Source organism: Rubrivirga sp. S365 (assembly GCF_032248475.1).
GTDB lineage: Bacteria > Bacteroidota > Rhodothermia > Rhodothermales > Rubricoccaceae > Rubrivirga > Rubrivirga litoralis.
On sequence record NZ_JAVTTN010000001.1, the window covers coordinates 2,778,332 to 2,798,797 of the forward strand.

At 72.9% G+C, this 20,466-nt stretch carries 13 protein-coding genes; 3 read left to right on the forward strand and 10 right to left on the reverse strand.

Annotation, left to right across the window (positions count from 1 at the left end):
- Positions 1-35 precede the first annotated feature (35 nt).
- From RQM47_RS12230 to RQM47_RS12240, 3 genes are all read right to left on the reverse strand, one after another.
- Positions 36-1,133, reverse strand: coding sequence for a formate/nitrite transporter family protein (locus RQM47_RS12230; RefSeq protein ID WP_311662195.1), 1,098 nt, complete (start codon positions 1,131-1,133; stop codon positions 36-38).
- 72 nt (positions 1,134-1,205) lie between these two features.
- A complete protein-coding gene (locus RQM47_RS12235) occupies positions 1,206-1,889 on the reverse strand; it encodes a redoxin family protein (RefSeq protein WP_314009185.1) in 684 nt (227 codons plus the stop codon).
- Between the two features lie 73 nt (positions 1,890-1,962).
- Positions 1,963-4,212 carry a protein-disulfide reductase DsbD family protein gene (locus RQM47_RS12240; RefSeq protein WP_314009186.1) on the reverse strand — a complete coding sequence of 750 codons (2,250 nt, stop codon included), beginning with the start codon at positions 4,210-4,212 and terminating at the stop codon, positions 1,963-1,965.
- A 166-nt stretch (positions 4,213-4,378) separates the two neighbouring features.
- On the opposite strand from RQM47_RS12240, the gene rnr reads away from it, so the two are divergent.
- Complete coding sequence (gene rnr / locus RQM47_RS12245; RefSeq protein ID WP_314009187.1) at positions 4,379-6,634, forward strand: ribonuclease R; 2,256 nt, start codon at positions 4,379-4,381, stop codon at positions 6,632-6,634.
- A 73-nt stretch (positions 6,635-6,707) separates the two neighbouring features.
- Here the strand turns inward: rnr and RQM47_RS12250 are convergent, their stop codons facing one another.
- From RQM47_RS12250 to RQM47_RS12260, 3 genes are all read right to left on the reverse strand, one after another.
- Positions 6,708-8,693, reverse strand: a complete 1,986-nt coding sequence (locus RQM47_RS12250; RefSeq protein WP_311662199.1) for a S9 family peptidase — start codon at positions 8,691-8,693, stop codon at positions 6,708-6,710.
- 26 nt (positions 8,694-8,719) lie between these two features.
- Entirely contained in the window at positions 8,720-10,087 is a 1,368-nt protein-coding gene (locus RQM47_RS12255) for a RagB/SusD family nutrient uptake outer membrane protein (protein ID WP_314009188.1), read from the reverse strand.
- A gap of 135 nt (positions 10,088-10,222) precedes the next feature.
- Positions 10,223-13,252: a TonB-dependent receptor gene (locus RQM47_RS12260; protein WP_314009189.1), complete on the reverse strand. Its 3,030-nt coding sequence runs from the start codon at positions 13,250-13,252 to the stop codon at positions 10,223-10,225.
- A gap of 356 nt (positions 13,253-13,608) precedes the next feature.
- Between RQM47_RS12260 and RQM47_RS12265 the strand changes: the two genes are divergently transcribed.
- Together RQM47_RS12265 and RQM47_RS12270 are read left to right on the forward strand one after the other, a co-directional pair.
- Positions 13,609-15,051 (forward strand): deoxyribodipyrimidine photo-lyase, encoded by a 1,443-nt coding sequence (locus RQM47_RS12265; protein WP_311662202.1) that lies wholly within the window; start codon positions 13,609-13,611, stop codon positions 15,049-15,051.
- Positions 15,052-15,194: 143 nt separating this feature from the next.
- Complete coding sequence (locus tag RQM47_RS12270; RefSeq protein ID WP_311662203.1) at positions 15,195-16,394, forward strand: hypothetical protein; 1,200 nt, start codon at positions 15,195-15,197, stop codon at positions 16,392-16,394.
- Between the two features lie 235 nt (positions 16,395-16,629).
- Here RQM47_RS12270 and RQM47_RS12275 read toward each other — a convergent pair whose 3' ends face one another.
- The 4 genes from RQM47_RS12275 to RQM47_RS12290 all read right to left on the reverse strand — a co-directional run bounded on the left by RQM47_RS12275 (position 16,630) and on the right by RQM47_RS12290 (position 20,303).
- Positions 16,630-17,244, reverse strand: coding sequence for a superoxide dismutase (locus RQM47_RS12275; RefSeq protein WP_311662204.1), 615 nt, complete (start codon positions 17,242-17,244; stop codon positions 16,630-16,632).
- Between the two features lie 103 nt (positions 17,245-17,347).
- Positions 17,348-17,971, reverse strand: a complete 624-nt coding sequence (locus RQM47_RS12280) for a hypothetical protein (protein ID WP_311662205.1) — start codon at positions 17,969-17,971, stop codon at positions 17,348-17,350.
- Positions 17,972-18,029: 58 nt separating this feature from the next.
- The gene (locus RQM47_RS12285) at positions 18,030-18,572 is read right to left on the reverse strand and encodes a hypothetical protein (RefSeq protein ID WP_311662206.1); all 543 of its coding nucleotides are present in this window, start codon (positions 18,570-18,572) and stop codon (positions 18,030-18,032) included.
- A 243-nt stretch (positions 18,573-18,815) separates the two neighbouring features.
- Positions 18,816-20,303, reverse strand: coding sequence for an NADH-quinone oxidoreductase subunit N (locus tag RQM47_RS12290; protein WP_311662207.1), 1,488 nt, complete (start codon positions 20,301-20,303; stop codon positions 18,816-18,818).
- Positions 20,304-20,466 lie beyond the last annotated feature (163 nt).

The window sequence follows — 20,466 nt, forward strand, 5'->3', positions numbered from 1 at the left end:
CCCGCAATCTACCGCGCCTCCCGTGCGCCTGGGGGTCACGCCGAACCCCGCCCGTCTTCGGCCGCCTCGTCGTCGGCCTCGGCGGAGACGGGCCGGTCGAGCATGCTGCCCGTCTCGGCGACCGATTCGTCGCGCGTGAGCGGGGCGTTCTGGCTCGCCGCCTCCTTCGCCTCCTTGCCCCGCCCGACCCCGAACATCCACTCGCGCCACGTCAGCTCGAGGGCGTCGGGGTCGTGGTACGGGAACCGCTGCTGGCGCGTCTGCGAGTAGTTGAGGAGGGCCACCAGGAGCACCCCGCCCGCCGTGTTGCCGACGACAACGGCCCCGAAAAAGCGGCCGGCCTCCAGGAGCCCGGCCTCGCCCTGGAACACGAGGAACAAGGCCTCGCACGCGCCGATGATGCAGTGGAACAGGTCGGCCGCCGGGACCAGGAACATGATGACGAACACGATGAAGAACCGCGTGATCGAGTCGCGCGCCGCGTGGTTCAGCCACACCATCGAGGCCACAAGCCACCCGGCGAAGAGCCCCTTCCAGAACAGGGCGACCGTCGGCACGTGGAGGCCGTGCGACGCGATCTCGCGCGCGACGACCATCGTGTCCGCGTCGAGCACGCCCGACCGCGCGAGGACGAGGCCGACGAGCGCCGCGCCGAGCACGTTGGCTACGAGGACAACGCCCCACACGCGGAGCAGCTGGGGGACCGACGCGATCTTGGTGAGCACGAGCGTGACCGGCGTCAGCGTGTTCTCGGTAAACAGCTGGTACCGCCCGAGCACGATGAGCAGGAACCCGACCGGGTAGAGCACGCTGCCGACCAGCGAGTCGGCGTCGCCGACGGCGGCCGACATCGACGACCGGGCCACGAACGAGAGCCCGATCGAGAGCCCGGCCGCGAGGCCCGAGAAGAACAGGAGCCGCGTCGAGCGGACGAACTCCTCGTCGGCCGTCGCCAGCACGCGCTGGAAGATCTCGTCGGTCGAGAACAGGTCGCGGACGGCGTGGCCGGCCGCCGGCGCCCCGCTCTCGGCCCGGTCCAGCGTCGAGCGCACGCCGTCGGCGTCGAGGCCTTCGGCGGGCGGGGCGGGCGGGTCGAGGAGCGCGCGGCGGGCGCGCGAGAAGGGCGTGGCCATGCGGCGCTCAACCCGCGCCCGGCCGCCGCTGATCCCACCCCGCCCGAGCGCTCGGGCAGGCGGGGCGGGCGGCTACGCGCCGTCGCCGTACTTCACCGAGCACCCGTAGGGCTGCGTCCGCGCCGGGTCGGCCGGCCGCCCCGCCCGGGCCGCGGCGATCGCCGGCGTCACGTAGCCCGTCGCCGTCGCGAGGTCGGCCGGGTCCGTGGTCGGCGTGTCGTCGATGGCCCCGTTGTAGACGAGCGTGCCGTCGGCGTCGACGACGAACATGTGGGGCGTGGTGACGGCCCCGTAGCGGCGGCCGACGGCGCCGTCGGCGTCGAGGAGCACGGCCGCCTGCCGTCCGCCCTCGGACTCCGTGCGCGCGTCCATCGCGGCCGGCTCGAAGTGGCCCTGCTCGCCGGGCGCCGACGACACGACCGACAGCCAGACGACGCCGTCGGCCGCCGCCTGCGCCTGGAGCGCCTGCATCGCCCCGCCCCCGTAGTGCTTGCCGACGAACGGGCAGTCGTAGTTCAGCCACTCCAGCACGACCGTCTGCCCGCGGTAGTCGGCCAGCGAGCGCTCGGCGCCGTCGGTGCCGACGAGCGTGAACGCCGGGGCGGGGCGGCCCGGCACGGCGGCCTCCGCCCCGCCCCCGGACTCGGCGGCGACGGCCGGGGCGGGGCGGTCGGCCGGGGCGACCTCGGCCGGGGCCTCGGGGTCGGCGCAGCCGGCGAGGAGCAGGAGAACAGCGAGGGCGGGGAGGGCGCGCATGGGACGAGGGGTACGGGGTACTCGGTACAGGGTACGGCTCGGTTTAGGCTCGGCGGGCACGGACCCGGGCCGCCTACAGCGCCGCCGCGACCTCCGACGCCTCGACGGCGTCGACGACGAGGCCCGGCGTGAGCAGCTCGGGGAGCAGGACGGGCTCGGCCGCCCCGCCCGGGAAGTACACGTAGAGCGGGACGCCCGAGCGCCCGAAGCGGTCCAGGAAGGCCGTGATCTCGGCGTCCCGGTTCGTCCAGTCCGCCCGGACCGTCGTCACGCCCGCGCGCTCGAAGGCGTCGCGGACGGCGTCGGTGCCCAGCGCCGTCTTTTTGTTGACCTGGCACGTGAGGCACCACGCGGCCGTCACGTCGACGAACACCGGCCGGCCCTCGTCTACGAGCGCCGCGACGGCCTCGGCGTCGAACGGCCGCCACGCGCCGTCGTCGGGCGGGGCGGTCGGGGCCGGGCTGAGGCCCGAGGCCAGGACCACGAGCGCGACCGCCCCGCCCGCGGCCAGGACGCCCAGCCCGCGCGCCGCGCGCCGCCCCGCCCGCGTCTGCACGCGCGGCCACCGCCCCCACGCCCACGCCCCCAGCCCGACGAGCACGAGGGCGAGGAGCAGGAGCCCGGCCCCGTCGGCGCCCACCTGGCGGGCGAACACCCAGACCAGCCACGCGGCCGTCGCGAACAGCGGGAAGGCCAGCGCCTGCTTCAGCGTCTCCATCCACGGCCCCGGCCGCGGCAGCCGCCGCACGAGGGCGGGGCGGAACGAGAGCGCCACGTACGGGAGCGCCATGCCCACGCCCAGAGTCACGAACACGGCCAGCGCGGCGAGCGCGGGCTGCGCGAGCGCGAACCCCAGCGCCGCGCCCATAAACGGCGCCGTGCACGGCGTCGCCACGACGGTCGCGAGGACGCCCGAGAGGAACGCCCCGCCCAGCCCCTGGCGCCGGTCGAGCCGGCCGCCGGCCGCCGCCAGCCCCTGCCCCACCTCGACCACGCCCAGGAGCGACAGCGCGAGCCCCGTCATGAGCACGGCGAGCGCCGCGACGACGGGCGGGCTCTGGAGCTGGAACCCCCACCCCAGGCCGGCCCCGGCCGCGCGGAGCGCGAGGAGCGCCCCGGCGAGGGCGAGGAACGAGACGACGACGCCAGCCCCGAACGCGAGCCCGTGCGCCCGGAGCGCCGCCGGCGAGGCGTCCCGCCCCTGCACGAACCCGAGCACCTTGATGCTCAGGATGGGGAACACGCAGGGCATGAGGTTGAGGAGCAGCCCGCCCAGCAGCGCGAGCCCGAGCGCCGCGCCCAGCCCCAGGCCCGCCGCCCCGCCCGCGGCGCTGCTGGCAACCGCCCCGCCCGCCACGATGGCGTCGACCTCGATGGCGCGGGCGCCGTCGGGGAACGTCTCGCCTGGGGGCGCCACGAGCACGCCGGGCAGCCGCTCGGCCGGCGCCTCGGCGTAGGGCGAGCCCGTGAGCGCCACGGCCCACGCGCGGCCCTCGCGCACGAAGTCCTGCGCGGCGGCGTGGTCGAGGACGGCCTTTTCAGCGGGGAAGAAATAGGCGCCGTCGAGCGAACCCGCCCACGCGTCCGGCGGGGCCAGCGTGAGCGCGTAGCCGCCGTCGGTCGCGGCGGCGGCGGCCGTCCACCCCGCCCCCTTCGTGGGGAGCGCCGCGCGCGCCGCGTCGAGCGCCCCGGTCCGCACGGTCGCCCCGGCGATGGGGACCGCGAGCGACACCTCCTCGGTCGCGGGCAGGCACACGTCGGCGCAGATCAGGTAGTCGACGGTGCCGGCCAGGCGCAGCGAGTCGCCCTCGAAATCGGGCGGGACGGCCACGCGCGACAGGAAAAAGGGCGTCCCCTCGTGGGCGTACGACGCGACCCCGGCCAGCTCGACGACGTGGGGGGCGGGGTGGCGCAGCGGCCCCACGCGGACGCCCTCCGGCAGCCGCCATGTGACGTCCGGCGGCAGCCCGGCGTCGCCGGGATTCGTCCAGTAGACGTGCCACCCGGGCTCCTGCTCGATGCGGAGCGCGGCGTCGAACGCCGCTCCGGGCGCCGCCGCCGACACCTCGGCCACGAGCGTGACGGCCGAGTGCGGGCTGCCGTCGTCGGCGCCCAGATCCACTCCGCCCTGCGCCCAGGCGGGCGGGGCGGCGAGGAGGAGGACGAGCGCCGCCGCCAGCGACAGGGCCGCCCCGCCCCGCCCGGCCGGAGCGCCGCGCTCGCCCGTCCCCCACCCCTGTCCCCTCCTGGCTGCGCCGACCGGGCGGGTGTCCAGGAGGGGGACTCCTCCCGTACCACGCAGCTTCTGAGACGGGTTGCACATAGAGGGCGGGGCGGCAGCCTGCGGACGGGCCGCTCGGCGGCGGCTCGCCCCTCGAACGCCGCCCCGCCCCGCGCGTTGCCCCCCGCGCCCCGTCTTCTCCGGCCCTTACGGACCCCGCGCCGGGGCGGGGCGGTACGACGGGCCTTCCCCCACCCCGCCCCTCCGCATGGCCGACAAGGACGCCGACGCCCTCCGCTCCCAGATCCTCTCCTACCTCGCCCGCCACAAGGACCAGTCCTACCGCGCCAAGGAGCTGTCGAAGGTGCTGAACGTCACGAACCAGGGGCGGTACCAGACGCTCCTCAAAGTCGTCGACGACCTCCGCGACACGGGCGCGGCCCTGGGCGAGCGGGGCGGGCGCATCCGCCACAAGCCGCCGTCGGAGAAGACGGCCGAGGGCACGCTCTCGGTCTCGCCGCAGGGGTTCGGGTTCGTCGCGCTCGACACGCCCGAGGACCTGGCCGGCACCGAGGTGTTCGTCCAACCGCGCCGCATGGGCACGGCCCTCCACGGCGACCGCGTCCGCGTGGCGCTGGCGGCCGAGAAAAAGGACCGCGACCCGGACCGGAAGCGCGAGGCCGAGGTCGAGGCCGTCGTCGAGCGCGGCCGCGCCCAGACCGTCGGCACGTTCTCGACGACGGGCAAGACGGGCTGGGTCTCGCCCGACGACAAGCGGATCTCGAAGGACGTCTACGTCGCGCGCGACGGCTGGGGCGGGGCGGAGCCCGGGGACAAGGTGGTGGTCACGATCGACCGCTACGACGACCCCAAGGCGTCGCCCGAGGGCACGGTCGTCAGCGTGCTCGGGCCGGCCGGGGCGCCGGGCGTCGACGTGCTGGCGCTGGCGCTGGCGCACGGGGCGCCGTCGGACTTCCCGCCCGAGGTCGAGGCGGAGGCCGAGGACATCACGATCGGGGTCACGAAAAAGGAGGTCGCCCGGCGGCTCGACCTCCGCGACGAGCTGGTCTTCACGATCGACCCCGAGGACGCCAAGGACTTCGACGACGCCGTCCACGTCCGCGACCTCGGCGGCGGCATGATGGAGGTCGGCGTGCACATCGCCGACGTGAGCCACTATGTCCCCGAGGGCGGCGTCATCGACGAGGAGGCCTACGACCGCGCGACGAGCACCTACCTCGTCGACCGCGTGATCCCGATGCTCCCCGAGGCGCTCTCGAACGGGGTCTGCTCGCTCCGCCCGCGCGAGGACAAGCTGGCCTACTCGTGCATCATGACCGTCGACGGCGGCGGCAACGTCCACGCGTGGGAGGTCCGCGAGACGGTCATCCACTCCCACGAGCGGTTCACCTACGCCGGCGCCCAGGCCATCCTCGACGGCGCCGACCACGAGCTGGCCGGCGAGGTCCGGCGGGCGGGGCGGCTGGCCGAGACGCTGACGGCCAAGCGGATGGCCGAGGGGGCCATCGACTTCGACGTGCCCGAGGTGAAGGTGCGGCTGGACGAGGACGGCCGGCCGGTCGACGTGGTCGAGAAGGAGCGGCAGGCGTCGAACCGGCTGGTCGAGGAGCTCATGCTGCTCGCCAACCGGGCCGTCGCGACGGCGGCGTCGATGCGCGACGTGCCCCTCCCCTACCGCATCCACGACCGGCCCGACCGCGACCGGATCGAGGCGCTCGCCGACTTTGTGCGCCCGTTCGGGTACACGCTCCCGCACACCGAGGGCGCCGTCGTCCGCTCCGACCTCAACGACCTGCTCAAGGAGGTGAAGGGGAAGCCCGTCGCCCCGATCATCGAGCAGGCCGCGATCCGGTCGATGTCGAAGGCCGTCTACTCGCCCCACAACATCGGCCACTACGGGCTGGGGTTCGAGAACTACGCCCACTTTACGAGCCCCATCCGCCGCTACCCCGACCTCATCACGCACCGGATCCTCAAGCGGATGCAGGACCAGCAGGAGGGGCCGCGGTACTCGGTCGACCGGCTGGAGGAGGAGGCCGAGCACTGCTCGGAGCGCGAGCGCGAGGCGACGGAGGCCGAGCGCGAGTCGGTCAAGCTGAAGCAGGTCGAGTACGCGGCGCAGCACGTGGGCGACGAGTTCGACGGCGTGGCCGTGGGCGTGACCAAGTTCGGCGTGTTCGTGCAGATGACGAAGCTGCTCGTCGAGGGGCTCGTCCACGTCCGCGACATGGACGGCTACTGGGAGTACGACGACAAGCGGTACGCGCTCGTCGACGGCCGCTCGAACCACCGCATCCAGGTCGGCGACACGTGCCGCGTGCGGATCGACGCGGCCGACCCCGAGACGCGCCGCGTGGACCTCGCCTTTGTGACCATGCCGGGCGGCACGCCAGGCCGGGAGGGGCGGCCGCCGAGCCGCGCCAAGGCCCGCCAGGGCAAGAAGCGCTCGCGCGGGGCGGGGCGGTCGCGGAAGGAGGCGGGGTCGAAAAAGCGGCGGCGGTAACCGCCCCGCCCGTGGCGAGCGGGGTGGAGACCGAACCGCCCCGCCCTGCGAGCGGGCGGGGTGGGCCGTGTGGCTACTCCGCTCCGACGAGGACGCCCTCGAGGAAGGCCGCCTGGTAACGGTAGTAGAACAGCCGATTGGACAGCTTCCGCCACCCGTGCCCCTCGTCTAGGAAGCGAACGAACGGGGCCTCGACGCCCCGCGACCGGAGCGAGCGGACCATCGTCTCGGTCTCGGCGATGTCGATCCGCGGGTCCCGGGCGCCGTGGGAGTAGAGGACCGGCACGTCGATCCCATCGGCCTGGCGGACCGGCGAGTTCTCGCCGTAGAAGGCCCGCCACCGCGGCTCGCTGATGTCCCCGTACTCGATCCGGTCCGAGGCCTTGAGCGCGGGCGACGCGACGTCGAGGGCCGTCACCCAGTCGGCCACGCCGTAGAGCGACGCGCCGGCGACGAAGTGGCCGGGGTACGCCGCGAGCACGGCGTTGACGGCGTAGCCGCCGTAGGAGCCCCCGACGACGGCCGCGCGGTCCGCGTCGACGAGGCCGGCGTCGCCGAGCCATTCGAGCATGTCGACCAGGTCGCGGACGCTGTCGAGCCGCCGCTCCTGGTCGTCGAGCGTGACGTAGGTGTGGCCGAACCCGCTCGAGCCGCGCACGTTCGGCTCGAACACGGCCAGCCCGCGGTCGACGTGGTACTGGACGACCGGGTCGAAGCCGGGCCGCGACTGGCTTGTCGGGCCGCCGTGGACGAAGAAGACGACCGGCGGCGGGCCATCGTCCGTCCCGGCGGCGGCCCGCGAGGTCGCGTCGGGTAGGTAGAGCAGGCCTTGGAGTTGGACTCCGTCGCGGGCCGGCATCGTCACGCTCTCTGGCCGGACGAGCCGGCTGGGGTCGAGGCCTGCGAGGTCGGACCGGAACGGCCGGTGGACGTCGCCGGTGCCGAGGTCCCACACGACGACGTCCCCCGGCGTCCGCCACCCCGAGACCGTGACAGCCAGACGCGGCGAGCCGGTCCCACAGTCAAGCCCGTAGACGCCCTCCGGGAGGTCTGGCATGTCCAGCGCCGCCCCGCCCTCCCGGTCGCGGACCTGGAGCCGGCTGTACCCGCCGTCGTTGACGGTCCACGCGAGGTAACGGCCGCCCCGCCCGCAGAGGTGGACGCCCTCGACGTCGCCGGCCGGTGCCTCGACCGTCTCGAACCCCTCGCCCAGCCGGTAGAACGTGAGCGCGGCGACATCACGGTCCCGGTTCGTCGCCAGGTAGAACCCGGAGCCGTCGGGGTCCCAGGCGATGCCCCCGCCCGCGTGGCTCGCGCGGCGGTCCGGGGCCGAGAGCGTGTCGAGCCCGCCCGTCGCGAGGTCGAGGAGGTACAGGTTGTCCGAGTCCTCGCCGACCGTCTCGGCCACGACCGCGTACTGCCCGTCGGGCGACACGCTGCGGACGAACATCCCGAACCGGCCCTCCCGGACGAGCCGCGCCTCACCGTCCGAGAGGTCGGCGACGTAGAGGTCGAAGTCGAGGCCGTTCCGCTCGGTCGAGGCGTAGGCGACGCGGTCGGCCGATACGAAGTCGCCGAACGCGCGGAAGCCCCCCGACACGGCCGGGAGCGCCCGGCGCTCGTCGGCCCCCGACGCCCGGACGACGAAGTACGCCTCCTGCTCGTCGCCGTCGTCGTCGGCCCCGTACAGGAGGGCCTGGCCGCCGGGCGCCCACCGGAAAAACGTGACGCCGCTCCCGTAGGTGAGCCGCTGGGGCTGCCCACCCGTCGCCGGCTGGATCCAGAGCTGGGGCTCTCCGGTCACGGCCCACAGGAACGCCAGCGTGCTCCCGTCGGGCGAGAGCTGAGCGCCGCGGGCCGCCCCGCTCTCCGCGATCAGGTACCGCCCGATGTCGGCGGGGTCCGCGCCGGCGAGGCCGACCGCGACCTGTTCGTCCGTGGGCTCGACGGCCTCGATGCCGGCGTCGTAGCCGGACTCCCCCCCCGCGACCTGCGCCCGCGCGACGCCCGGCGAGAGCACCAGGACCCAGAGGGAGAGCAGCGGGAGCGTCCGTTTCATCGCGGGGGCGGGGCGGGCGGCGCCTACTAGTAGTAGGCGTTCTGCTCCAGGTTCGGGTTTGCGTCGATCTCGCGCTGCGGGATCGGGTAGAGGAACCGCGGGGCCGTTGCCGGAAGCTCCCCGTCGATCGTCGGGATCGCCCGCTGGGTCCGCTTGAGGTCGTGGAGGAGCTCGCCCTCGAAGTCCAGCTCGAGCCGGCGCTCGCGGAGCACGTCGTCGACCGACACGGCGTCGAGCGCGTCGAGCCCGGCCCGCTCGCGGACCGCGTTCACGTCGGCGAGCGGGGCGGCGCCGACCGTCGTCCCCGCCCGAAGGTTGGCCTCGGCCCGCGTCAGGAGCATCTCTGCGAGGCGGATGACGGGGATGTCCACGCCCTCGGCCATCGTCCCCTGCCACTTGGCCGTCCGGCGCCGGCCGCGGTCGTCGACGTAGAAGAAGGCGCGGGCGTCGTCGTCGGCGAACAGCCCGGCGTAGTCGGCGGTCAACTGGATGTCGCCCCGCCCGCTGTTTTCGCGGGCGCCGTAGAACGTGTTGAGCTCGTTGACCCCGTCTTGCTCGGTGATCGGGATGCCGAACACGTACTCGGACGACCCAGCGGCCTGGTTGAACGCGTCGCCGAACGTCGGGGCCAGCGCGTGCCCGCTCCCCTCGATCACCCGGCTCGCCTCGGCCGCCGCCGCGGGGTAGGCGCCCTGCGAGAGGTACACCCGCGACAGGACGGCGCTGGCGGCGTAAGTGTCGGCAAGGTCGCCGTCGTTCTGCGGGAGCCGGTCGCGGGCGGCCTCAAGGTCCGTGATGATCTGGGCGTATACCTCGCCAACCGTGCTCCGAGCGCGGTCGTCCGCCTCGGTGACGGTCCGCGTGGGCTCGAGCACGAGCGGGACGCCCAGGTCCGAGCCCGGGTCGCCCCCGGTCCAGGCCGGCCCCCAAAGGCGGACGAGCTCGAAGTACATGAGGCCCCGCAGGAAGCGGGCGTGGCCCTCGGCCCGGTCGCGGGCGCCCTCGTCCCCGAACACGTCGAGCGCGCTCAGGACGTTGTTGGCGACGTTGATGACGTCGTAGGCGTCCTCCCACGTGTCCTCGACGAACGAGTTGTTCACGAGGAGGCTCTTGTTCCAGAACTCGCGCGGCTGCGCGAACGTCCCGGTCCAGACGACCTCGGCGTTGCTCGCCGCGAGGAGGTCCGGCCCCATCATGAGCTGGCCCCCGTAGAGGTCGCCGTCGCTCATCCGGTCGTAAGCGCCGACGATGGCGCTCTCGACGTTCTGCGGCGTAGCGAGCGCGCGCTCGTTGCTGATCGACTGCTGGGGCTCCAGGTCGAGCAGGCCGTCGCAGGCGCCGAGCGCCAGGGCGAGCGACAGGAGGAGGGCGGGGCGGAACCGGGCGGGCAGCATAAGGGCGGGGTGGAGAGACCGGGGACGGGCGGTGCCAGAGCGGAATGTGGAGGGGTACGGGCTCCCGGGTACGAGGTACAGTTTCGGGCTGAGTCGTACCCGGCAGTCGTGCCTTGTACCCACCCGGCGGGTGCTCTAGAACGTGAACTGGAGGCCGAGCGAGACGCTCCGCGCCTGCGGCGCCGAGTAGAATTCGTTGCCCAGGCCGATGTTGCCGGCCACGTAGTCGGCGTTGACCTCGGGGTCCCACCACGGGTACTCGGTGAGCGTGAGCAGATTCGTCCCGACCAGGTAGACGCGGGCGCCCTGCACGCTGAAGTTGCGGAGGAGCCGCACCGGGACGTTGTAGGCGACCGACAGCGTCTTCAGGCGGACGTACGACCCGTCGTAGAGGTACCGGCTCGACTCTGCCGTCCCATTCCCGAAGTAGAGCCGGGCCTCGGGCACGTCGGTCACGTCGCCCGGCTGCTGCCAGCGGTCGAGCTGGTCGCGGAGCTGGTTGTCGTAGTAGTCGCCGTTGGCCGTCTTGAAGCGGCCGCCGCCGTCGTAGATCTGGTTGCCCGAGACGAACTGCCAGAACATCTGGAGCTCCACCCCGCCCGCCGTGACGGTGTTGCCCAGGCCGCCGGTAAAGTCGGGGTGCGGGCTCCCGAGCACGACGCGCGTGGCCTCGTTGGGGTCGTTCGTCGTCGCCCGCGGGTCGGCCCCTTCGTTGACGAAGTAGAGGGCGTCGCCGTTGTCGGGGTCGACGCCGGCGTACTCGTACCCAAAAAAGACCCCGATGGGCTCGCCCTCGACGGCCCGGTTGATGAACCCGCCCTCGATCACCTGCCCGTCGAGGTCGGTGATCTCGTTCCGGTTGGCCGAGATGTTGAACGTGCTCGTCCACGAGAACCGCCGGGTGTTGACGAGCCGGGCGTTGAAGGCCAGCTCGACGCCCCGGTTCTGGAGCGTGCCCACGTTGCGGAGCACGGCCGAGTAGCCGGTGAGTGCGGGGACGTTGACGCCGAGGAGGAGGTCGTCGGTGTTCTTCGCGTACACGTCGAGCTCGCCACTCACGCGGTTGTTGAAGAACGCGAAGTCGAGCCCGGCGTCGATCTGCGAAGTCCGCTCCCACTTGAGGTCCGGGTTCTCGACCTGGATCGGGATGATGCCCGGCGTGCCGCCGTAGCTGGCCTCGCTCCACAGCCCGAGCGAGGCAAAGTTGGCGATGTCGGCGTTGCCGGTGATCCCGTAGCTCGCGCGGAGCTTGAGGAACGAGACACCCGGAACGCCCGAGAAGAACGGCTCGTCGCTGAGCACCCACGCGCCGGAGACGGCCGGGAAGAACCCGTATCGGTTCTCGCTCCCGAACCGCGACGAGCCGTCGACGCGGCCTGAGGCCGAGAGGAAGTACCGGTCCTTGAAGTTGTAATTGGCCCGGCCGAAGTAGCCGAGGAAGCGGTACCCCGTCTCGGTGGCGGTGCCGGCCGTGATCTGGGCGGCCCCGTCGACCTGCTGGAAGTCGTCGTTGGGGAAGCGCTCGCCCGTGACCGACGTGTTCCGGAGGCTCACGTCCTGGTACGTGATCCCGGTCGTGGCCTCGATGCCGTGGTCGGCCCCGACCTCGCGCTCGAACGTGAGGTAGTTGTTCGTCGTGTAGTTGACGACGCGGTCCCACGTATCGACGGCCAGGCCCTGCGGGGCGCCCGTGTTCTCGGCCACGCGGCTGTTGTAGTACTCGTCCGAGTTCTGGTCGAGGACGTCGACGCCGAACTCGGAGCGGAAGCGGAGGCTGGGGACGATCTGGAGGTCGCCGAACACGTTGCCGAGGTTGCGGTAGCCCGTGACGGCGAACCGCGTGTTGTCGTTGTAGAGGAGCGTGTTGAAGTAGAGCGTGTTCTCGTTCAGGTCGCCCTCCGACATCGTGATGGGCGAGATCGGCGGCTGCGCGATAATCTGGACCGGCGTGGCGAAGCTGTTGTCGGTCGAGATCCGGTTGTTGAGGACGCGCGAGAGGCCGAGGTTGGCCCCGAGCGAGAGCGCGTCGCTCACCTCGTGGTTGAGGTTGAGCCGCCCCGTGATTCGGTCGTACTCGTCGCGGATGAGGATGCCGTCCTCCTGGCTGTAGCTCCCGGACAGGAAGAACTGCGTGTTCTGGCTGCCGCCGCGCGCGCTGACGTCGACCTGGTAGCCGCCGCCGGTCTGGAACGCCTGGTCCTGCCAATCGGAGTTGACCTCGGCGGTGCGCCAGTCGGTCCCTTGGGAGAGGAAGTCGAACTGCCCCTCAACATCGCCGACGTAGTCGTAGCTGGGGTCGAGGCGGGCCGAGTTCTCGGCCGCCTCCAGGAGGAGCGCCGTGTACTCCTGGGCGTTCAGGAGCTCCACCTGCCGCGTCGCTTGGCTGGCGCTGCCGCGGACGTCGACGGTGAACTGGGTCCGCCCGTCGAACCCGCTCTTGGTGGTAATGAGGACGACGCCGTTCGAGCCGCGCGAGCCGTAGATGGCCGACGCCGAAGCGTCCTTGAGCACCTCGATCGACGAGATGTCGCTCGGGCTGAGCTGAGCGAGCGGGTTGGTCGCCGCGTCGTTCGTCGAGAGGTTCTCGGTCGTCACCGGGATGCCGTCGACGACGTAGAGCGGGCCGTTGCCGGCCGACACCGACGCCGAGCCGCGGACACGGATCTGGAGGCCCTGGCCCAGCTTCCCGTTGTTGGCCTGGACCGTCACGCCGGCCGCGCGGCCCTGGAGCACCTGCTCGAACGAGTTCACGACGGCGTCCTCGAGCTCCCGCTCGCCGACGCGCGCGACGCTGCCGGTGAGCGCCAACTCGCTCGTCGTCCCGAAGCCGACGACGAACACCTCGTCGAGCCCGAGCAGGTCTTCGTCGAGCTCGACCTCGACGCGCCGCGTCTGCCCCTCCTCTATGGAGACCGGCTGCGAGGCCGGAAGGTAGCCGACGAAGCTCGCGAGGAGCCGGTAAGTGCCCGCGGGAGCGCTGAGCGAGAACGTCCCATCGACGCCCGTGGACGCCCCCGTGGTGGTGCCTTCGAGGACAACGTTGGCCCCGGGAATTGTGTCGCCCGTGCGCGCGTCGACCACGACCCCCTCGACCGTCCCGCTTTGTGCCGCGACCGGCGCGGCAGCGCCGATGAGCAACGACGCAATCATGAGAGCCTTCTTCATGGTGTACACGAGTGGGTGAGAGCGGAACGTGCCGGTGTCCTTCCTGGAAAAACCCGCACGAGACAGAGCGCGCCACCTGCGGGTCAGACTGACAAGCTATCAGCATCTTCATGACCTGTCCACAACAAAACGCCGCCCGCGCCACTGGGCGCCGACACCGCTCATGATGGGAAACCACCCGGCCCGCGGCAAGCACAGTGGGCAGCCGCCCCGCCCACAGTCCACACGCCGCCCCGCCCATCGGTGGATGGCGCCGCGTCCCCCGCGGCGGGCGGGGTGACAAGCGGGCGGGGCGGCCGTGGAACGCCCCCCGTCCCGCCTGGTAGCCCCGGCCACCCCGCCCTCTGCGCCCGCCCGTGCCCACGACCGTCGTCTGGCTCCGCAACAGCCTCCGCCTCCACGACCACCCCGCCCTCACGCACGCGGCCGAGCGGGGCGGGGTGGTGCCCGTCTTCGTGTGGGCGCCCGACGAGGAGGCGCCGTGGGCGCCGGGCGGGGCGCACCGCTGGTGGCTCCACGAGTCGCTCGACGCGCTGGGCCGCTCGCTCCAGGAAGAGGGCAGCCGCCTCGTGCTCCGCCAGGGCACCTCGCTGGACGAGCTCAAAGCCGTGTGCGAGGCGAGCGGGGCGGACCGGGTGGTCTGGCAGACGCGCCTCGCGCCGGCGCTCCGGCGCCGCGACGAGGCCGTTCGGGAGGGCCTGGAGGCGGCCGGCGTCGAGGTCCGCACCTTCGCCGGGCGCGTCCTCCACGACCCGGAGCAGATCAGGACGGGCTCGGGCGGGCCGTACCGCGTGTTCACGCCGTTCTGGAAGAAGGTGCGCGCGCAGCTCGACCCGGGCGATCCCCTCCCCGCCCCCGACCTGGGCGGGGCGGCGCCGGCGACGTGGCCGGAGTCGGCGGACCTGGACGCGCTCGGGCTCACGCCCGAGGCTCAGGACGGCGTCGACTGGGCGGGCGGCATGCGCGAGACGTGGACGCCCGGCGAGGGCGGGGCGGCCGAGCGCCTGGACACGTTCGTGAGCCAGCAGCTCCTCCACTACGACGAGGAGCGGGATTTCCCAGCCGCCCGCGGTACGTCCATGCTCTCGCCGCACCTCCACTGGGGCGAGGTCAGCCCGCGACAGGTGTGGGCGGCCGCGAACGGGTGGGTCTCGAACGGCGTCACGCGCGAGGCGGCGGACGCCTTCCTGTTCGAGATCGGGTGGCGCGAGTTCTCGTACCACGTGCTCCACCACTTCCCGCACATGCCCGACGCCCCGCTCAAGGAGAAGTACGAGCGGATGCCGTGGGCGCACGACGACGACGCGCTCCGCGCGTGGCAGCGCGGGCGGACCGGCTACCCGCTCGTCGACGCCGCCATGCGCCAGCTCTGGCACGTCGGGTGGATGCACAACCGGATGCGGATGGTGACGGCCTCGTTCTTGACCAAGGACCTCCTCGTCCGGTGGCAGGACGGCGAGCGGTGGTTTTGGGACACGCTCTGCGGCGGCGACCTCGCCAACAACGCGATGGGCTGGCAGTGGGCGGCCGGCTCGGGCGCCGACGCGCAGCCGTTCTTCCGCATCTTCAACCCGCTCAGCCAGAGCACGCGGTACGACCCCGAAGGCGACTACATCCGCCGCTGGGTGCCGGAGCTGTCCGCCCTCCCCACGAAGCACCTCCACGCGCCGTGGACCGCCCCGCCCGAGGTTCTCGAAGAGGCCGGTGTGACGTTGGGCGAGACGTACCCCCACCCCATTGTGGATCACAAGGAGGCCCGCGAGCGGGCGCTGGAGGCCTTGAAGCAGGTGAACGTCTGAGGGCGGGGCGGTATGCCGCGCGCCGCGCGCCGGCCCAGCCGATAGCGGCCGCTCGCGAACTTCGCACGACCAGCGCCTTGACGCGGGCGGGGTGGACCGTATCGTCGGCGCCCATTCACCCGTGCGGCCCTGCCGCCCCGCCCATGCGTCTTGCTGCGCTCGCGCTTCTCCTGGCAGCCCCCGCCGCGCTCGCTCAGTCCGCTCCCGACGGCCCCACCGGGTTCGTCGTCACCGCCGCTGGTGACACGCTCCGCGGCGAGGTCCTGTCGGCCACCGAGGCTGAGTACGCCCGAGGTGTCGCGTTCCGCCCCGCCCCCGGCGCCGAGGCCATGCGGTTCGGACCGGCCGATGCCGTCGCCTTCGTGGTCGGCGACGGGCGGCGGTACCGGCGCGGGCTGTTCCAGGTCCGGGCTGCTCGCGAGGTTACTCCTTCGAGGCCGAACGACCGGCTCGCGTTCGCCCGCGTCGTCCGCGACGGGGACGCCGACCTGCTCGCGCTGGAGACCACCGAAGGCCGGCCCACCTTCTACGTCCAGACCGACGGCGCCCCTATCGGGCTTTGGTTCGTTGAGAAAGAGGTCGGGGGCAGGCTCCACCGCTCGCGGCCGCTGTACCGTCAGACGCTCCTGGCCGTGCTCGGCACGTGCGGCGTGCCGGAGGCGGTGTACGCCGGGCTCGGCTATACCGAACCCGCTATCGCGCGCGTGGTCGACGCCTACAACGTGTGCCAGGACGCCAGCTACACCGCCCAGCCGGGTGGGGCGGCCGTCCGCCGAGCGACGACCGTGACGTTCGAGGTCGGCGCCGACGTGGCGGTCGGTTCGTTCCGGCGCCGGGGCGTGCGGCCGGCGACGATCGTCGATCCTGGCGTGTCGTCGTTCCAAGTCCGGGCGGGCGCCGAGATCGCCCCGACGCTTCTCCCCCACTTTGCTCGGATCGTTGTCGGAACCGAGTACGCGCACGACGTGGCGCGGATGTACCGGAGCGACTTCAAGGCTCAGCAGCTCAACACGCTCCACGGCGTGCTCGGCGCCCGCCTCGCGGGCAGGGTCGGCGGCCTCGGCGTCCACGTCGGGACCGGACTCATGATCGGGACCGTCCTCGACCGCACGGTGGCGTCTGTCTCAGCCGAGGACGCGGTCCGGTTTGTGCCGTCGGCCGCGGTCCGCTCCAGCGGCGGCCAGTACGTCGAGGCTGGAGTTGCCGTGCCGCGGACGTCGGTCTGGCTCGCCGTCCGTGCCGAGGCCACCTCGTTCGGGGGCGGCCCCTCCTTCCTGCCGCTCTTTAGCGGGTCGACGCTGGGGACACGGACGGTGAGCGCCGGGGTCCACGCCCGGCTCTAGCCGCCCCGCCCACGAGCTCCGTTTTGCGCCCGATCGCTGAGTCCGTGCGCCGCGTTCCACCCCGCCCGAGATATGCTTACGGAGTCCCCTCTCCTTCGAGGAGAGAGACGGTGTAAGGGGATCGTCCGGACACGGGGGCGGGGTGACGCACAACCGTTCGGGACCGCTATCACACACGCCGCCCCGCCCAGGAGTCCCGGGCGGGGCGGCACGCGGTTGAGCCGGGCGGGGCGGCCTACTGCGCCTTGTAGCTCCGGTAGCGGCGGTCGGCCTCGTCCCAGTTCACGACGTCCCACCACGCGCTCACGTAGGCGGGCCGCTTGTTCTGGTACTTGAGGTAGTAGGCGTGCTCCCACACGTCGAGGCCAATGATCGGCTTGGCCCCGTGCATGACCGGGTTGTCCTGGTTGGCGTGGCCGTGGACCCGGAGCCCGCCGTCGCTCTTCAGCTCGAGCCACGCCCAGCCGGACCCGAACTGGCCCGTCGCGGCGGCCTCGAACTTTTCCTTGAACGCGTCGAACGACCCGAACGACTGTTCGATGGCGCTCGCCAGCTCGCCCGTCGGCTGGCCGCCGCCGTCGGGGCTCATGATGGTCCAGAAGATGCCGTGGTTGAGGAATCCGCCCCCGTTGTTGCGGACGGCCGTCTGCTTGTCCTCGGGGAGCGCGTCGAGGTTGGCGAGCGTCTCCTCGATGGGCTGATCCGCCCACTTCGTCCCGTTGAGGGCCGCGTTGAGCTTGTCGGTGTAGCCCTGGTAGTGCTTGTCGTGATGGATGCGCATCGTCTCCTCGTCGATCGAGGGCTGGAGCGCGTCGTAGTCGTATGGGAGGGGGGCAGCGTCGAAGGCCATGATGGGGAGAGGGGTGGGGAAAGAGGGATCGTTCTACCCCGCCCCGCCCCGCAGCGTTTCCGCGACCGCCCCGCCCCCGGCCTCGGGCGGGGCGGTCTGTGCCCTACCGAAAGGCGCAGGTGGTGCCGCCCCACAGGTCGGTAACGCGGGCGCCGGGGCCGCTCCCGTCGAGGACCCCGCCCAGATCGCCGGCCGCGAACTCCGTCCCCAGCGACGACGGCCCGACGTCGGCGGCGTACGCCCGGTCCAGGTCGGCCCGAGTGGCGCCGATGCCCAGCCCTGTCATAGTCGTGAGCCGCTCCGAGCCGCTGGACCGGCCGTCGACGGCCCACCCGGCGAACGCACCGTCGGAGAACCAGAGCGTCAGCCCGTCGGACCAGGAGGCGTAGCTGAGCGGGCCGGCGCCGCACTCGTCGTTCACGCCCCGCTCGGCCGGCTCGCCCGCAGACCGCGCCACCGCCCGCACGACGGCACCCTCGGCGTCTCCAAACGCCACCGGCCGGGTCGACCCCGTCTGCGGGTCCACGAGGCGCAGCCCGCCCAGGTCGAGCGCGACCTCGAACGCGCCCGCCGCGCTCGGCGAGGCCGCCTCCCCGCCCTCCGAGTCGTCCTCGACCGGGGGCGGGGAGGGCAGAACGGGCGGGGCGGCGCCTCCAGACTGGCAGCCCGCGAGGGCCATCAAGCCGGCGAGGCCGACGACGAGCGGGGCGCAGAGGCGGCGGAGCACAAAGGGTCCAGGAGGGGCGACGCGAACCGGCCGGCGGCCCCCAAGGTCCCGCCCCGCCCTACCGCAGCGCCGCGAGCATCCGGTCGCGGTCGGCGTCCGTGAGGTCGCCCCGCTCGACGAGCCGGTCGAGCGCGTCGGCGACGGCCGCTCGGTCCGTTCCGCCCGGCGCTGCCGGGGCGGGGCGGACGCCCTGCGCCAGGACCTGCGTCAGCGCCCGCTCGACGTACTCGGCCGCCCCGGGCTGGCCCGAAAAGTCGAGCGTCTCCGTCACCGTCGCCCGCCCCCGGTTGAGATCGATCTGGACCTCGCGCCCACCGAGCAGCTTCCGCTTGACGCGCACGCCCACGACGTCTTCGTAGCGAACCACGCGGGCCGCTTGGAGGTCGTTGTTCTGGAACACGAGCCGGTCGGCCAGGAACAGCGCGCCGTCCTTCGCCGACCCCAGCCGCGTCGCGTCGTAGAGCGCGACCACGTCGCCCGGCGCTACGTCGGGCGCGTAGTCCTGGACCGCCGCGCGGAGCTTCGCGTCCGGGATGTCGGGGCGGACGTAGAGGCCGAGGTCGGGGGCCGTCGGGAGGTACTCGCGGAGGAGGCGTTCCACAGGGCGGGGTACGGGGTACGGGGTACGGGGTACGGGGTACGGGGTACGGGAAGATCACCGACCCGCCCCGCTCGTACCCGAGGCGGGGCGGCAAGTTGTCCCCAAATCACCCGCCCCGCTCACCCGCACGCTCTCCCCCGCCCCGCCCTCTCGATCATGCACGGGCGGGGCGGCAGGTCCAGCAAAGCCGGGCGGGGCGGGCACTCGGCGCCCGTCACTCATCACCCGTGACCCGTCGCTCGCTTAGGGCACCGGCACGATCAGCACGACCGGGTCCGGCGTGTACGCCGCCGTCGCCGCGTCCGAGAGGACGCCCGGGGCGATCCCGAACACGAGGAGCGCGATCGCGCACGCGCCGACCACGACCGCCGTCGCCGTGGCGACCGGGAACGGCCGCTGCGCGTTCGCCGGCGCCTCGTCGGGCGACCGCATCCAGAGCACGACGAGCACGCGGAGGTAGTACGCCCCCGAGACCACGCTCGCCAGCACGCCGAGCACGGCCAGCCACACGAGCCCGGCGTCGACGACGGCCGAGAACACGAGGAACTTGCCCATGAAGCCGGCGAGCGGCGGGAAGCCCGTCAGCGCGAACATGAACACGCCGAGCGCCACGCCCAGGAACGGCCGCCGGTAGCCGGCCCCGGCCAGGCTGTCGAGGTCCTGGTCCGCCCCCTGCTCGTCGTCCCACTCGAGCGCGCCGATCGCCCCGAAGGCGCCCACGTTCATGAGCGTGTACGCGAGGAGGTAGAACAGGGCCGCCCCGTAGCCCGCCGCCGTCCCGGCCGCGAGACCGGCGAGGATGTAGCCGGCGTGGGCGACCGACGAGTAGGCCAGCATCCGCTTCACGTTCGTCTGCACGACCGCGATCACGTTGCCGACCACCATCGTGATCGCCGAGACCGCGACGAGGACCGTCTGCACCGAGCCCTCAACGAGCCCGGCCGGGAGCGCCCGCGCGAGGACGACTGCCAGCGCCGCGAACGTGGCCGCCTTCGACGCCGTCGACATGAACGCCGTCAGCGACGTCGGCGCCCCCTGGTACACGTCGGGCGTCCACATATGGAATGGGACGGCGGAGACCTTGAAAAAGAACCCGACGAGCAGCAGGCCCACGCCGGCCAGGAACAGCCCGGTTCGCCCGGTGAGCAGGACCCCCTCGGCGAGCAGCGACAGCTGCATCGTGCCGGTCGCGCCGTAGAGGAGGGCGACGCCGTAGAGGAAGAACCCGGTCGAGAACGCCCCCAGCAGGAAGTACTTGAGCGCGCTCTCGTTCGCCGTCGACTCCTCGCGGACGAGCCCGGTGAGCACGTAGAGGCACACCGACATCGTCTCCAGCCCGACGAACAGCGTGACCAGGCTGCCGGCCGAGGCCAGCGTGAGCATGCCGGCCGTCGAGAACAGGATGAGCGCGTGGACCTCGCCGTAGTTGCGGCCCAGCCGCGACAGGTACGGCACGGTCAGCGCGAGGCTGCCGACGGCGCCCACGAGGACCACGATGCACGCGAGCGCCGCCGCCCCGCCCACGTACACCTCGCCGCCAAAGGCGACGCCGGGGCGGCCGATGAGGAACGCCTCCCAGACGGCGGCGGCGGTCATCCCTACGCCCGCGATCCACGGGATCGCCGGGCTGTCGTTGCGGAACGAGTCCAGAAGGACGACGAGGACGCCGAGCGCCGCCACGAGGAGGATCGGGGCGGTCGCTGCGAGGTCTTCGAGGAAGAAGTCGTACATGGGGGGCTGTCAGTCCGCCGGGGCGGGGTGGCGCGGGGGCGGGGCGGCCCGCGTCGGTCTCCACTCGTCGTCCTGAGCGTAGCGAAGGATTCCCTCGCCGACGATTCAATCCGTAGGAAAGTGGCTCGGTGGCGGAGCGCGTCGGGCGCTTCGTGTCACGGGC